Source organism: Mesorhizobium amorphae (assembly GCF_014843845.1).
Lineage (GTDB): Bacteria > Pseudomonadota > Alphaproteobacteria > Rhizobiales > Rhizobiaceae > Mesorhizobium > Mesorhizobium amorphae_A.
The window spans coordinates 290,100-302,898 of the sequence record NZ_JHQS01000061.1; the positions used below are offsets into that span (position 1 = coordinate 290,100).

Genomic DNA, 12,799 nt, shown 5'->3' on the forward strand with positions numbered 1-12,799 from the left:
TCAAGACGCGCCGCGCTGCCTGTCATAGCGTTTTCGCATCGTGGCAAGATGCGGGAGCCGAGATGGCCGGTGAGGTTCTTTCGCATACGCAGCAGTGGCAGCAATTGCTCGCATTGGTGCTGGCGGCAACCGTCGTCATGGGCAGTCCGGGTCCGGCGACGATCAGCGTCACCGCCGTAGGCGCCGCCTTTGGCCTGCGCGATTCGCTCCGCTACGCGTCGGGCGTCATCGTCGGAACCATCGCGGTGCTGTTGGTAGTGGCCACCGGCATTTTAGCGGTGCTTGCCTCGATGCCGACGTTGGCACCGCTGCTGGCGGTCGCTTCGGCCGCCTACATCCTCTATCTCGCCTTCAAGATAGCGACCGCGCCGCCGCTGGCCGCGCGTGAAAGTGGCGCTGACCGTCCGACTTTCCTCGGCGGGTTCCTGCTCGCCGTCGCCAACCCGAAAGCCTATGTGGCGATTGCCGCGGTGCTCGCCGGCGCTTCATCGGGAGCCGGTGATCTCGGCATCCCGGCCAGGCTGGCGGTCCTGGCCTCGATGATCGTCGCCATCCATGCGCTGTGGCTTCTCGCAGGGGCAGCATTCGCCCGCTTCCTGCGCCAGCCGCTGGCTTCGCGCATCATCAATCTGGTCTTCGCGGCAACGCTGGTGTTGACCACGGCACTGGCGACGTGGCCCTGAGCCGACCGGCGGGATTGTCGGGGGGGGTCAGGCCTTCGCCTTGTTCGCCGCGCCGAGTTCCGCCAGCCGCTTGACCGCCGTCGGCGGCATCGGCGGCGGGTTCGGCGTGTGCGAGGCCTCGACGAGCAGCTGATCGCAGGCGTCCTCCGTCTCACCGATCAGCCGCTCCATGAACTCTTCCCTGTCGAGCCCTGCGGGGATCGGCGGCAGGAAGCGAGCCTTGATGGTGCCGGGGTAGCGCAGGAACTTGCGGCGCGGCCAGTAGAGGCCAGCAACATGCGCCACGGGCACCACGGGGACGCCAAGCTGGGTGTAGAGCTCGACGATGCCATATTTGTAAGCCGGCTCGTCGCCCGGCGCGCGGCGCGTGCCTTCGGGATAAATGATCAGCTGGCGCGGATTGCGCGCCATCTCTTCCCTGGTCGCGGAGACCACCGCCTTCAGCGCCTTTGAGCGGCTGCCGCGATCGACCGGGATCATGCGCATCTTCATGATGTACCAGCCGAAGAAGGGGATCCAGGTCAGTTCCCGCTTCAGGATGTAGAGCGGGTCCTGCAGGAATGGGAAGAAGGCGATCGCGTCCCAGAACGACTGGTGCTTCGGCGCCAGGATGAACGAGCCCTCGGGCAGGTTTTCCAGGCCGGTGATCTCGCTCTTGGTGCCGGCGATCTTGTCGTAAAGCCACATGCAGGTGCCTGACCAGAATTTCGGCACGAACCAGGCACGGTGGCGCGGCGAGAGGAAATAATACGGGGTCCAAAGGACCATCTGGACGATCAGGTTGACGTAGAAGACGAAGTTGAACGCCAGCGAGCGGATGTAGAGCATGCGGGAAGGGCCCGGTGAGGAGGTGTGCGTTGGTTACACCAAGCGCGGGCAAAAAGGAAACGCGATGCCGGGAATGATCCCGGGCCTGCGCGCGCCATCATCTACCACATTGCTTGCGCCAGGCGCTCCTTCAGGCGCGGCGCGGCGAAGTCGAGGAAGGCGCGCAGTTTTACCGGCAGCAGCCCCTGGCCGGCATGGACGAGGCTCACCGGCCATGGCTCCGATTCGAACTCCTGCAGGATCGGGCAAAGCGTGCCGGAGCGGACCTCGGCGGCGATCTGGTAGGACAGCACCTTCGTCACCCCGACGCCGGCGATAGTGGCATCGATCGCGGCTTCCGCCGTGTTGACCCGAAGCCGGGAGCGGACCGGAATGGCAAGTTCGCCTTTGCCGGCGATGAAGGTCCAGGCGGCGGGGGCGGAGAGGTTCTCGAAGGTGATACAGCTGTGTCCGGCCAGATCACCGGGAGTTTGCGGCGTGCCATGTTCGGCAAGATAGGCCGGGCTCGCGCAGACGACGCGGCGGATCGAGCCGACGCGGATGGCGACCAGGCTCGAGACGGGCAGCTCGCCGATGCGTACGGCAAGGTCGATATGCTCCTCGACCAACTGGGTGATCCGGTCGGCGAGCGCCAGCCGGACCGCCACTTCCGGGTAAGCGGCGAGGAAGGCAGTGACGACCGGCAGCACATGCAGGCGGCCAAAGACGATCGGCGCGGTGATGATCAGTTCGCCGGTGGGCACGCTGTATTCGCCGGCGGCGCTGCGTTCGGCCTCGCCGAGCTCGTCCAGAATCCGCCGACAGGCGGCCAGATAGGCCTGCCCGGCATCGGTCAGCGTCAGCCGTCGCGTCGACCGGTTCAAAAGACGCGTCTTCAGATGTCTTTCCAGGTCGGAGACCTTGCGGCTGACCGTCGCCAGCGGAATGCCGAAACGGCGCCCCGCCGCGGAAAGGCTGCCGGTCTCCACTGCGGCGACGAACAGCGACATGGCCTCGAGACGATCCATAATTCTCCCGAAAAATGGAAGTATGAGTTGCAGATATGCCATCTACATCCGAAAGATGGAAGGTTCTACCTGTCGTGGGCGATGACCACAGGTCCCTCGAGGAGGTTTCCCATGAATGCCCGCACCTTCACCAGCGACGTCGCCTTCACACCGACCGTCAAGGCGATCCAGAGCCGCAAGGGTTCGCGCGATGCTTATGCCCGCGTCGAGGAGCGCGGCGGCTGGCAATCGGAAATCACCCCCGACCTTGCCGGCTTCATCGAGGCGCAGACCAGCATCTTCCTGGCGACGGCCAATGGCGAGGGCCAGCCCTATATCCAGCATCGTGGCGGGCCAGCCGGGTTTCTGAAAGTGCTCGACGAGCGCACGATCGGCTTTGCTGATTTCTCCGGCAACAGGCAATTCATCACCCAGGGCAATCTGAGCGACAATTCTCGGACTTTCCTGTTCCTGATCGACTACGCCCGCAGGCAGCGCATCAAGATCTGGGGCACGGCCCGCATCGTCGAGGACGACCCCGAGCTGATGGCGAAGCTGATGCCAGGGGATTACAAGGCGCGCCCCGAGCAGGTCATCCTGTTCACCGTTGCGGCCTGGGACGCCAATTGCCCGCAGCACATTCCGCAGCGCTTCGAGGCGGCCGACGTGGCAGCCGCGCTGGTCGAGCGCGACCGGCGCATAGAACGTCTCGAAGCGGAGATTGCCGGTCTGCGTGCCGCGCTGGGCTCTGCTGCCGCAGACTGATGCCCGCCAGCAGCGCTCAGTTGTGCGCCGTGGCGGCTTGCGCCACAGCAACACTGCCGCCGGTCTGGCGAGACGGCACGATGCCACGCGCCAGCGCCAGTACATATTTGCTGTATTCGGTCAGAAGCACGCGCAGCGCTTCCGGCTTGGTCAGCCAGCCGCCATCGCCGAGATTGGTGTTGACCACCGGGTAGGGCTCGAGCCTGGCGCCGTGCAGCAGCCGGCTCATCTCCAGCAGGCTGCGCGGCATGTGGTAGTTGTTGGTGACGAGGATGACGGTACCGTAGGCGTGGCTCTCCACCCATTTGGCGCTCTCCTCGGCGTTGCCGATCGTGTCGAGCGCGGCACGGTCGATGTCGACGCAGCAGGAAAACAGTGCCTTGTCGCCGCCGGTCGCCGCCTGGAGTTGGCGGCGGCTGGCCGAAGGGTGGACGCCGCTGATCAGCAGACGCTCGCCCTTGCCGGAGGCAAGCAGGTCCATCGCTGCGTCGAGGCGAGACTGGCCGCCGGTGAGCACGATGATGGCGTCGGCCTTGGCCGGATTGGCTGGCGTGGTCATGTGGCTGACGGTGCTGGCGAACCAGCCGAAACCGCCGGCAAACAATGCGGCCAGCACGAGAATGGAGAAAACGGAGATGCGCAGGGCTCTTGCCAATCGGCGCGGCTCGCCCCGGGCGTGCAAAAGGGAACCAACCACTGGCATCTGTCCAGCCGTTCCGGTTGAGTCCCTAGCGTCCATCGTCCTATGGTTAATCCTGAAATGTGGCCTTTGATAGGAAAAAATGCGCACATTGCGTTACGTCAGTTTTCTGCCCGTGATCGTTCCTGAGCCCTTTTCGCTCCATGCATGCCGCCATCGCGCGCATCAGCCCGCGTCCGGCTGACGGATGTCGATGTCGCTGAGATACGTGACCACGGTGACGTGCGACGTCGCTGCCGTCAGCGCGCCGATCACCAGGACCATCAGGCCGACGCCGAGATAGCCCGCCGATCCGATGGCGAAATTGCCGAAAAGGGCGGTCGCCTGGTCGGCCTGCGGCGTCGCCATATTGCGCGACGACCACCAGGAAAAGACAATGAATACCAGAATGGCGGCGGCCCCGCCGGCGGCAGCACCCTTCATACCGGTGACCAGGAAGTGCCAGCGGAATTCGCGCGCGATGAAGCGCGCCTCGGCGCCGACGAAATGCAGCACCTCGATGATGTGGCCGTTGCCGGCCATGGCGCCACGCGTTGCGAACACCACAGTCAGCACGGTGGCCGATAGCATCAGCGCCAGCACGGCGATGCCGATGGTCACCGTGGTGCGGGCCATGGCCACCAGCCGATCGACCCAGGTGCGATGATCGTCAAGTGCGGCACTCGGCAGCTTGGGCGTGATCGCGGCGCGCATGGCGGCGAAGTCGGGCGGATTGTTCTCGTCGATGGTGACGACGACCAGGCGCGGCACCGGCAATTCGTCGATGTTGAGGCCCGAGCCCAGCCACGGCTCCAGCAGCCGGGCGGTCGCGTCGCGGTCGATGATCTTGGTCTCCTTCACGCCGGGGAATTCGCCGGCGATCTGCGAGGCCTGGGCAAGGGCTGCCTCCATATCGAGACCTTCGACCGGTTTGATCTGGATCGTCGCCTCGCGCGAGATCTGGTTCTCCCAGACCGAAGCGGTGTCGCGCACCAGCGTCACGGCGCCGAAGGTCAGGCAGGACAGGAAGGTCATGATGGCTATGACCAGCACCAGAGCCCGGCCAGCAATGTTTTGCGCCGGCACGATCGGCGCCATCTTGCGCTGGACGCGCTGCACCGCGCCGGCCTTCTCGGCGGGCTGTTCGTGCAGGTGTTCTGCGGAAAGCTCAGTCATAGACATCCAGCCTTCCGCCGGCCAGGATCATGCGCCGCGCGTCGACCTGCTCCATCAGGCCGAGATCATGGGTTGCGATCACCACCGCGGTGCCGAGACGGTTGAGCTCGATGAACAGCCTGAGCAGCCGGCGCGCCAGCGGTGGGTCGACATTGCCGGTCGGCTCGTCGGCAAGCAGGATCTCGGGTTGCTCGATCAGCGCCCGGGCGATCGCGGCGCGCTGTTTTTCGCCGCCCGACAGCACCGGCGGCAGCACATGCATGCGCTCGCCGAGGCCGACCCATTTCAACAGTTCGGTGACGTCGGTGCGATAGCTTGCTTCTTCGCGCCCGCGCACGCGCAGCGGCAAGGCCACGTTCTCATAGGTGGTCATGTGGTCGAGCAGACGGAAATCCTGGAACACGACGCCAATACGGCGCCTCAGATGCGGCAGTTCGCTGCGCGAGATACGCGAGCGGTCCTTGCCGAAGATGGTGATCAGCCCACGCGTCGGCTTCAGCGACATGAACAGAAGGCGCAGCAGCGTCGTCTTGCCGGCGCCCGAAGGGCCGCTCAAGAACTGGAAGGAGCGCTCCGGAATGTGCAGGGAAATGTCACGGAGGATTTCCGGACCCATGCCATAGCGGAGGCCGACATTTTCAAAGCGGATCACGTTCGACGACCTGAAACTTGCGGCGGCGGCGTGCCAGCCCTTTCTCTCAAATGACCATCGGCCGGCATGGTTAACCGTCGGTTAATTTTCGGTGTTTTTCGGTTCAACACAGGGGTTCCGGTGGGGAAGCGTTAACCATTTCCGTTTACGCAAAAGAAACGAAGACGAACAAGGGCCATAATGGCTGAAGATCGAACCGCGCGCCCGGTTTCCGGCGAAATCATGACCGGGCTGGGGACAAGTGCCGCGGCGGAACCGCGCGCGCCGGCCGCCGACATCGTCGATGCCGATTATGAGGTGCTGCCGCGCCATGGCGTCAAGGCGGAAACCCTATCGCCGCCTGCATCGCGCATGAGCGATGCGCCCTCGATCGAAGGCATGGAGATGCTGCGCAAACCCGAAGCCGCAGCAGAGCGCCCGCCGGCCTCGCGCGGCGGGCCGATCTTCTGGATAGCCGGCGTCGGTGCGGCGCTTGCCGCCTTCTGGGTCTCGGGCGGCCACGCACTGGTGCGTCAATCGCCGTTCTGGGCCGCCGAGCAGCCAGCCGGTGTCGCGCTAAGCATCTCGGGCGTCACCTCGCGCATCGATGCTTCGGGGCTGAAGCCGGTCCTGTTCGTCGATGGCGAAGCCGCCAATGACGGAGCAAAGGCCGCACCGTTGCCGCCTTTGGAGATCCGGGTCACCGGCAATGACAGCCAGGTAACGCGCTATACGCTGGGGACATCCAGCCGGTCCTTGGCGCCCGGCGAAAGATTCGGCTTTTCCAGCCGCCTCGATGTGCCTAGAAACGGGGTCAAGGCCGTATCGGTCACATTCGCCGGCTAAGTTTCGATCCAGGAACCGGTTTTTCCTGGGATCGTGTGCAAAATCAAAAAGGTCTACAGCGCTTCCGCAGGCCCAAAAGGTCTTGGCCCTGTAGGCGGAGCGCCTGGAGGGCCAAAAATGCCAGTTGTGCGTGGCAAGGACATCGAGGTCCTGTTTTCGGCGTCGGCGATCGCCCGGCGCAATCTTGAACTCGCCAAAGAGATAGCCGGTCACGACTACCACGACCTCCTGGTGATTTCGGTGCTGAAGGGCTCCTTCATCTTTGCCGCCGACCTCATCCGCGCCATGCACGATGTCGGCCTGTCGCCGGAGGTCGAGTTCATCTTCATTTCCAGCTATGGCGCCGGCACCACCAGCGGCGAGGTGAGGGTGCTGCGCGACATTGACAATGAGGTCGCCGGCCGCGACGTGCTGCTGATCGACGACATTCTCGAATCCGGCAAGACGCTCTCCTTCACCCGCGACCTGATGCTGTCGCGCGGCGCCAAAAGCTGTTCGATCGCCGTTCTGCTCGACAAGCGCATGCGCCGCCAGACGGCGCTCAACGCCGATTATGTCGGCTTCGACTGCCCCGACTATTTCGTCGTAGGCTACGGCATGGATGTCGCGCACGCGTTTCGCGAATTGCCGTTCGTAGGCGTCGTCAAAGGGGATGCATAAAAGCCGTTCGCGGTTCAGGAAAAGTCAACTTTTCACCGCCAAATATGCCGCCCATGGCAAAGCTTCTGATCGTCGAGGACGATGAGTCCGTCCGCACTCTCGCCGCCCGCGCGCTTGAACGCGACGGGCACAGCGTGGCCATCGCCGCCGATGGCGCACAAGGGCTGGCGCTGATCCAGCAGGCCCGTGGCGGCTACGATCTGGTGGTTTCCGACATTCGCATGCCGGAGATGGACGGCATCGAGATGGCGACCGCTGCAGCGAAGCTGTTCCCGGCGATGAAGATCCTGCTGATGACCGGCTATGCCGACCAGCGCGAGCGCGCCGAGGAACTGAACGGCATCATTCTCGACGTCGTGCAGAAGCCGTTTACGCTGGCCGAGATCCGCGCCCGTGTTGGACGCGCGCTGACCTGTTTCGCCTGATAGGCGTCAGGCGGGATCGCCGCTTGCGGCAAGCACGGTCGCCGTCTGCCTGCGCCGCTCGCCGTTGAGCGCCAACAGGCCGGCGCCGATAATCAGCGCCGCACCTAGCATCGTGGTTCCCCTGGGCACCTCGGCGAAGAACAGAAACCCCCAGAGCGGCGACCAGAGGATGCCGGTGTATTCGAAGGTGGCGACGCGGTTGGCCGGCGCCAGCCGGTAGCCCTGCGACAACAGGATCATGCCGGCCGAGGCGACGAAGCCGCAGGCGGCCATTTTGAGAATGTCCGGCAGCGCCGGCCACGCCCATGGCCGCACCAGGAATTCGAGGCCCGGATGGACCGCATGGGTGATGCCGGCGAGGTGGAACGCGCCGGCGACCACGATGGCGCCAGTGAGATAGGCGCCGTTCTGGTAGAAGGCCATGACCGTCGACGATTCGGTATCGCCGATCCTGCGCGCCATAAGTTGCGAAAAACCATAGAGCGCCGCCGAGCCGAGCGAGAGCAGGGCCGCCCAGTCGAACAATCCGGCGCCGGCGCGCAGCATCACCAGAACGCCGACCAGGCCGATCAGAACGGTCGCCAGCGTCTGCCATGAGACGCGCTCGCCGAGATAGGGGCCGGCCAGCGCCATGATGAACAAAGGCGCCATGAAATAAAGCGCCACGGCGTCGGCCAGCGGCAGGGCGGCGATCGCCAGATAATAGGCCGTGTAGGACGAGAACTGGGTGAAGGCGCGCAATGTCAGCAGGCCGAAGCGCCGCGACTGCAAAGCCCGCAATCCAACATCGGCGTGGACGAGAACGATCAGTATGGGAAGTGCGACGATCGCGCGGATCGCCATCACCTCGGTCACCGGATAGGCTCCCGATACCGCTTTGACGAGCGGGTCCTGCAGCGAAAAGACCAGGACGCCCAGACAGAGGCTCAGGATGCCAAGCGTCATCCGGTTCTGCATATGCTTCGGCCCCCCGCGCGCCACTGCGTACAAGTAAAAAGAACCCGCCACCGTTTCGGGCAGCGGGTATGAGTGAGGACTCTTCGATTGGTCCGCAACCGATTTCGCGGTCACATATCCAATGGGAGAAATGACTATCGGCTGACGTTTGACATGTTGCAAACGAATTGAAATGATGTCAGCGATCAAAAATTCTTATGGCGAATTGCGATGAAGCCTACCCTCGATAGCGACCTCCTGCGCACCTTCGTCGCGGTGGCCGAGACCGGCAATTTCACCAAGGCGGCGGAACAGGCAGGCCGCACCCAGTCGGCTGTCTCAATGCAGATGAAGAAGCTCGAAGGCATGGTCGGCGACAGCCTGTTCGAGCGCGGCTCGCGCGGCGTTTCGCTGACGCGCCGCGGCGGTGAATTGATCGTCAATGCCAGGCGCATCGTCTCGCTGCTCGACGAGACGGCGGCGTCGCTGGTGGCGCCGCCGCTCGACGGTCCGGTGCGCATCGGCATTCCTGCCGAATATGGTCATTCGATCCTGTCGCGCGCGCTCGGCGCCTTCGCCAAACGCCATCCGCAGGTCGAGGTCACGGTGCGCTACGCCCATTCCGACTCGCAGATGCGGGCGCTGGCGGCGGGCCAGCTCGATCTCGCCGTGGTGTTCGAATGGGAAGGTCTGTCGGGCGGCGAGGTGCTGATGCATGACCCGACGGTCTGGGTCACTTCCGCCATCCATCACATGCATGAGGAGCGGCCGGTGCCGATCGCGCTCTACAACCGTGGTGGCTGGTGCCGAGACTTTGCCATCAAGTCGCTGGAACAGCGTGGCGTCGGCTACCGCGTCGCCTATACCAGTGACACCAATGGCGGCCTGACGCTGGCCGTGACCTCGGGCCTGGCGATCGCGCCGATCTCCCGCAGCAACATTCCCGCCGGCTGCCGCGAGCTCGGCGCAGCCGACGGCTTCGGCGACATCGATTCCTCGAATGTCGTTCTGCACCGTAATCCGAGCGTTTCCGGCGAAGCCATCGACAGCATGGAAGAAGCGATCCGCGAGGCGTTCATGCTCACTGGTCAGGCTGGTATCACGCCGGATCTGTGACTGTCGGGGCGGGCATGTCCTCGTAGAAGGTCAGGTGGTTGCCGAACGGATCGCCGACGGTGACTTCCTTCGTCCGCCACGGCGTCTCTTCCAGCCCCGGCCTGGCAAAGCGGTATTTCTTGCCGATCAGTTCGCGATGCAATGCCGCGATATCGGCCACCGTGATGCGTATGTGGGAGCCCGGCGAGCCGTCGCCGTGATGCTCGCTCAGATGCAGTTCGCAACCGTCGCGGGCAATGCCTGTATAGAGCGGCGCATTGTCGTCGAAGCGATGTTCGAACCGCACCTCGAAACCAAGAAAACCGAGATAGAATTCATGCGCCTTGGCGATGTCGAAGATGCGCAGGATCGGGGTAATGACACCGAGCTTCGGCATGGCGTTGCGACCGTTCGAGAAGATTGGGGTGGCAGGGCGCTATTTCAGCTCCAGCAGCCGCTCAAGATAGCTGCGTTCGATGTCGGGGCTGAGCGCGTTGCCGAGCCGCTTGCGGATTGCTTCCAGGATCTGGCGCGCGCGCTGGACGTCGATCTCGTCAGGCACCTTCACCTCGGTGCCGTCGTCGGGACCCCTTGTGGCGCGCGGCCGGCCGAGCGGGTCGCGATCGGCGTTCTGCTGGCGGCCGCCCTGCTCGCTGCCGCCCTCGTCGCCCTGCATGGCCTGCATCTGCTTCATCATGTCCTTGGCGCCCTTGCGCAGCGCCTCCAGCGCGCGGCCCTGGTGACCGACCGCCTGGTCGCCCTCGCCTTCGCCGAGCGCCTGTTCGGCATTGCCCATGGACTTGCCGGCCTCGCCAAATCCCTCATTGGGCTGCATGCCCATGCCTTCCAGCCCCTTCTTCAACTGCTCGAGGTCGTTTTGCAGCTTGCCCTGGCCTTCCTGAAGCTGCTTCAGCGCTTCGGCGAATTCCTGCGGCGTCATCTGCTTCGGGCGGGCGAGCGGATCGCGGTCGTCGCCCGGGCCGGGTTTGTCCTCATCCTGGCCGCCACCGTTTTCGCCGAGCTGCTCGTCGCGATTCTCGCCGCGCTGGCGTTGGCCGCGCTGCATCTGGTCCATGCGGAAGGTGTCGTTCATCATCTCCTGCTGGCGCCGCATGATCTCGCCGAGCTTGTCCATCTGCTGGCGCATCTCGCTATCCTGCTCGCCGCCGGGCTGGCGACGGCCGGCCTGCAGGTTGTTCATCATGTCCTGCAATTCCGACAAAAGCTGCTGGGCGCGGTCGCGGTCGCCTGATTTTGCCAGGTTCTCGATCTCGTCCATCATGCGATCGATGTCGCTCTGGCGCAGCTCCTGGCCGTTCTGCTGCATCTGCGGTGCGTTCGGGTTCTGCTGTGCGCGCTCGGCGAACTCCTGCAGGAACTGGTTCATCGCCTCGCGCAGTTCTTTCATCAACTTGTCGATCTCTGCGTCGCTGGCGCCGTTCTTGATGGCGTCCTGCAGGGCCTGCTGTGCCTGGCGCAGCCGCCTTTCGGCCGCCGACAGATTGCCTTCCTCGATGCCGAGCGCGATCTCCCAGAGATAGGACACCACGTTGCGCAGCTGGTCGTCGTTGCCGGCCATCTTCAGCCGGCTGTGGGCGCTCATGATGGCGAGATAGTGCGCCATGTTGTCGAAGGTGTCTTCGGGGCGCAGCGTGATGGCATCCATCAGGTCGAGCACGCGCGGCTTGGCATTGGCGTCGAGCGCCAGCATGCGGCGCTGCTCGATCACGGCTCTCGCCAGCGGATTGGAGAAGGGCCGTTCCGGCATCACCAGAGTCTTGGTTTCGCTGCTCGCGGTGTGTCCGGCGTCGTCGGTGGCGACAAGCGTCAGCTTGATGTTGCTGCCGGCCCAGACGTGCTCGGTCAGGTCCTTGCTGGTCTTGGCGGCATTGCCCTTGCCACCGCGGCGCGGCAGCACCAGCGGCAGATCGGGCGGGCCATAGAGCGGATGCGCGTTCGGCGGCTGCGGGTCGGCGGGCACGAAAACCGCCTTGGCGGAGGCGGCGCCATAGTCGTCGTCGATCTGGTAGCTGAGCTCGAAGGCGCCGTTGACGGCACGCTTGGGTTCGCCGACGAAACGGATCGTCGGCGGTTTGTCAGGGATCACCGCGAAGGCCCAGTGGCCAAGGTCGTCCTCGCCCGACTTCAGCGTCAGCGTGCCGTCGCTGGTCAGCTTGCCGGTGAACTGGCGCACCTTGGGCGCCGCCGTGTTCGCCACAGGCTTGGCTGCCGGTGGGCCGGCCGGGTCGATGGCGCGGGCATTGCCGTCCTTGTCGGCGTAGGCAAGCGTTTCCTCGCCCGAGCCGCCGGTGACGCGCAGCGAGACATCGCTGCCTTGCGGAACGGTGAAGGTCGGAGCGGCCTGGTTGGCGTCGGCGGTGAGGAAGATCGGCGGCTTGCCGGTATAGGCAGGCGGCGTCACCCAGGCATCGATGCGCGGCGGCACGGTGTCGCGCGCCGCGCGCGCCACGAAGCCGTCACTCAACTTGCCGCCCGAGGGGCCGAAGGAGAAGGCAAAGGCGGTGACGAGCAGCAGCACCGCCACGGCGCGCAAGCCCCAGCGGTCGCGCTCCGGCACGCGTGTGCGCGGCCGGTCGGCGCCAAGGTTGCCCAGCCGCTCCGCCATGCGTTTCTGGTGTTCGCGCCACAGCGCCTGCGAAAAAATACTATCGCGGCCGCTTGGCCGGTCGGTCTGCACCAGAACCGGGCTGTGCAGAAGCTCGTTGGCCGCTTCGATGCGCCGATCGATCTCGGTGGCGGAGGGCAGGCGGAAGAAACGCAGCGGATAGAGGGCGGCAAAGCCGGAGATGGCGAACGCTGCAAGGAGGCCGATGCGCGCCGGATCGGGCAGAAGCGAAAACAGGCCGAGCCATGAAACACTGAGGAACAGGCTGGCGACAATGACCAGCGGCAGAAGCAACGGCCAGCCGCGCTCGACAACCATGGAGACCCGCGTCGCCAGCCGGCTCAAGGCAAGACGCCCGGCCAGTCCGCGATCGCCGCTGGAAGTGGGTCGTTCCGTCATCGGCCCTTCCTGTCCGGGCGGGATCGCCCGAACCTCAGGAACAGAAGTTTACCAGCAAACACGG

At 64.8% G+C, this 12,799-nt stretch carries 14 protein-coding genes; 6 read left to right on the forward strand and 8 right to left on the reverse strand.

What is annotated here, in order from left to right; all coding sequences use genetic code 11:
* The first annotated feature begins 62 nt into the window (after window positions 1–62).
* On the forward strand, window positions 63–683 hold the full coding sequence (locus DH08_RS27870; protein WP_192182475.1) for a LysE family translocator: 621 nt from the start codon (window positions 63–65) through the stop codon (window positions 681–683).
* A 27-nt stretch (window positions 684–710) separates the two neighbouring features.
* Here the strand turns inward: DH08_RS27870 and DH08_RS27875 are convergent, their stop codons facing one another.
* Together DH08_RS27875 and DH08_RS27880 are read right to left on the reverse strand one after the other, a co-directional pair.
* Window positions 711–1,511, reverse strand: a complete 801-nt coding sequence (locus DH08_RS27875) for a lysophospholipid acyltransferase family protein (RefSeq protein WP_192182476.1) — start codon at window positions 1,509–1,511, stop codon at window positions 711–713.
* Window positions 1,512–1,612: 101 nt separating this feature from the next.
* Window positions 1,613–2,518 (reverse strand): LysR family transcriptional regulator, encoded by a 906-nt coding sequence (locus DH08_RS27880; RefSeq protein WP_192182477.1) that lies wholly within the window; start codon window positions 2,516–2,518, stop codon window positions 1,613–1,615.
* Window positions 2,519–2,629: 111 nt separating this feature from the next.
* On the opposite strand from DH08_RS27880, the gene DH08_RS27885 reads away from it, so the two are divergent.
* Window positions 2,630–3,262 carry a pyridoxamine 5'-phosphate oxidase family protein gene (locus DH08_RS27885; protein WP_192182478.1) on the forward strand — a complete coding sequence of 211 codons (633 nt, stop codon included), beginning with the start codon at window positions 2,630–2,632 and terminating at the stop codon, window positions 3,260–3,262.
* Window positions 3,263–3,278: 16 nt separating this feature from the next.
* On the opposite strand, the gene DH08_RS27890 is transcribed toward DH08_RS27885, so the two are convergent.
* The 3 genes from DH08_RS27890 to ftsE form a co-directional block, all read right to left on the reverse strand.
* Entirely contained in the window at window positions 3,279–3,965 is a 687-nt protein-coding gene (locus DH08_RS27890) for a YdcF family protein (RefSeq protein WP_192182479.1), read from the reverse strand.
* Between the two features lie 162 nt (window positions 3,966–4,127).
* Window positions 4,128–5,117 carry a cell division protein FtsX gene (locus DH08_RS27895; protein WP_192182586.1) on the reverse strand — a complete coding sequence of 330 codons (990 nt, stop codon included), beginning with the start codon at window positions 5,115–5,117 and terminating at the stop codon, window positions 4,128–4,130.
* On the reverse strand, window positions 5,110–5,769 hold the full coding sequence (ftsE, locus tag DH08_RS27900) for a cell division ATP-binding protein FtsE (protein ID WP_006200215.1): 660 nt from the start codon (window positions 5,767–5,769) through the stop codon (window positions 5,110–5,112). The genes DH08_RS27895 and ftsE overlap by 8 nt, the downstream gene beginning before the upstream one ends.
* A 177-nt stretch (window positions 5,770–5,946) precedes the next feature.
* Here ftsE and DH08_RS27905 point away from each other — a divergent pair, with 177 nt between their 5' ends.
* The 3 genes from DH08_RS27905 to DH08_RS27915 all read left to right on the forward strand — a co-directional run bounded on the left by DH08_RS27905 (window position 5,947) and on the right by DH08_RS27915 (window position 7,679).
* Window positions 5,947–6,594, forward strand: a complete 648-nt coding sequence (locus DH08_RS27905) for a hypothetical protein (RefSeq protein WP_192182587.1) — start codon at window positions 5,947–5,949, stop codon at window positions 6,592–6,594.
* Between the two features lie 117 nt (window positions 6,595–6,711).
* Window positions 6,712–7,254: a hypoxanthine phosphoribosyltransferase gene (gene hpt, locus DH08_RS27910; RefSeq protein ID WP_006200213.1), complete on the forward strand. Its 543-nt coding sequence runs from the start codon at window positions 6,712–6,714 to the stop codon at window positions 7,252–7,254.
* A 53-nt stretch (window positions 7,255–7,307) separates the two neighbouring features.
* On the forward strand, window positions 7,308–7,679 hold the full coding sequence (locus DH08_RS27915; protein WP_192182480.1) for a response regulator: 372 nt from the start codon (window positions 7,308–7,310) through the stop codon (window positions 7,677–7,679).
* Window positions 7,680–7,685: 6 nt separating this feature from the next.
* Here the strand turns inward: DH08_RS27915 and DH08_RS27920 are convergent, their stop codons facing one another.
* Complete coding sequence (locus DH08_RS27920; protein ID WP_192182481.1) at window positions 7,686–8,636, reverse strand: DMT family transporter; 951 nt, start codon at window positions 8,634–8,636, stop codon at window positions 7,686–7,688.
* A 210-nt stretch (window positions 8,637–8,846) separates the two neighbouring features.
* Here DH08_RS27920 and DH08_RS27925 point away from each other — a divergent pair, with 210 nt between their 5' ends.
* Entirely contained in the window at window positions 8,847–9,731 is an 885-nt protein-coding gene (locus tag DH08_RS27925) for a LysR family transcriptional regulator (protein ID WP_192182482.1), read from the forward strand.
* Here the strand turns inward: DH08_RS27925 and DH08_RS27930 are convergent.
* Window positions 9,715–10,107 (reverse strand): glyoxalase superfamily protein, encoded by a 393-nt coding sequence (locus tag DH08_RS27930; RefSeq protein ID WP_192182483.1) that lies wholly within the window; start codon window positions 10,105–10,107, stop codon window positions 9,715–9,717. The genes DH08_RS27925 and DH08_RS27930 overlap by 17 nt on opposite strands.
* A 39-nt stretch (window positions 10,108–10,146) precedes the next feature.
* Window positions 10,147–12,735 (reverse strand): TIGR02302 family protein, encoded by a 2,589-nt coding sequence (locus tag DH08_RS27935; protein WP_192182484.1) that lies wholly within the window; start codon window positions 12,733–12,735, stop codon window positions 10,147–10,149.
* Between the last annotated feature and the right edge of the window lie 64 nt (window positions 12,736–12,799).

Coding starts and splice junctions, on each gene's coding strand:
- DH08_RS27870 (WP_192182475.1), top strand. CDS start 63: ATGGCCGGTGAGGTTCTTTCGCATACGCAGCAGTGGCAGCAATTGCTC.
- DH08_RS27875 (WP_192182476.1), bottom strand. CDS start 1,511: ATGCTCTACATCCGCTCGCTGGCGTTCAACTTCGTCTTCTACGTCAAC.
- DH08_RS27880 (WP_192182477.1), bottom strand. CDS start 2,518: ATGGATCGTCTCGAGGCCATGTCGCTGTTCGTCGCCGCAGTGGAGACC.
- DH08_RS27885 (WP_192182478.1), top strand. CDS start 2,630: ATGAATGCCCGCACCTTCACCAGCGACGTCGCCTTCACACCGACCGTC.
- DH08_RS27890 (WP_192182479.1), bottom strand. CDS start 3,965: ATGCCAGTGGTTGGTTCCCTTTTGCACGCCCGGGGCGAGCCGCGCCGA.
- DH08_RS27895 (WP_192182586.1), bottom strand. CDS start 5,117: ATGACTGAGCTTTCCGCAGAACACCTGCACGAACAGCCCGCCGAGAAG.
- hpt (WP_006200213.1), top strand. CDS start 6,712: ATGCCAGTTGTGCGTGGCAAGGACATCGAGGTCCTGTTTTCGGCGTCG.
- DH08_RS27915 (WP_192182480.1), top strand. CDS start 7,308: ATGGCAAAGCTTCTGATCGTCGAGGACGATGAGTCCGTCCGCACTCTC.
- DH08_RS27920 (WP_192182481.1), bottom strand. CDS start 8,636: ATGCAGAACCGGATGACGCTTGGCATCCTGAGCCTCTGTCTGGGCGTC.
- DH08_RS27925 (WP_192182482.1), top strand. CDS start 8,847: ATGAAGCCTACCCTCGATAGCGACCTCCTGCGCACCTTCGTCGCGGTG.
- DH08_RS27930 (WP_192182483.1), bottom strand. CDS start 10,107: ATGCCGAAGCTCGGTGTCATTACCCCGATCCTGCGCATCTTCGACATC.
- DH08_RS27935 (WP_192182484.1), bottom strand. CDS start 12,735: ATGACGGAACGACCCACTTCCAGCGGCGATCGCGGACTGGCCGGGCGT.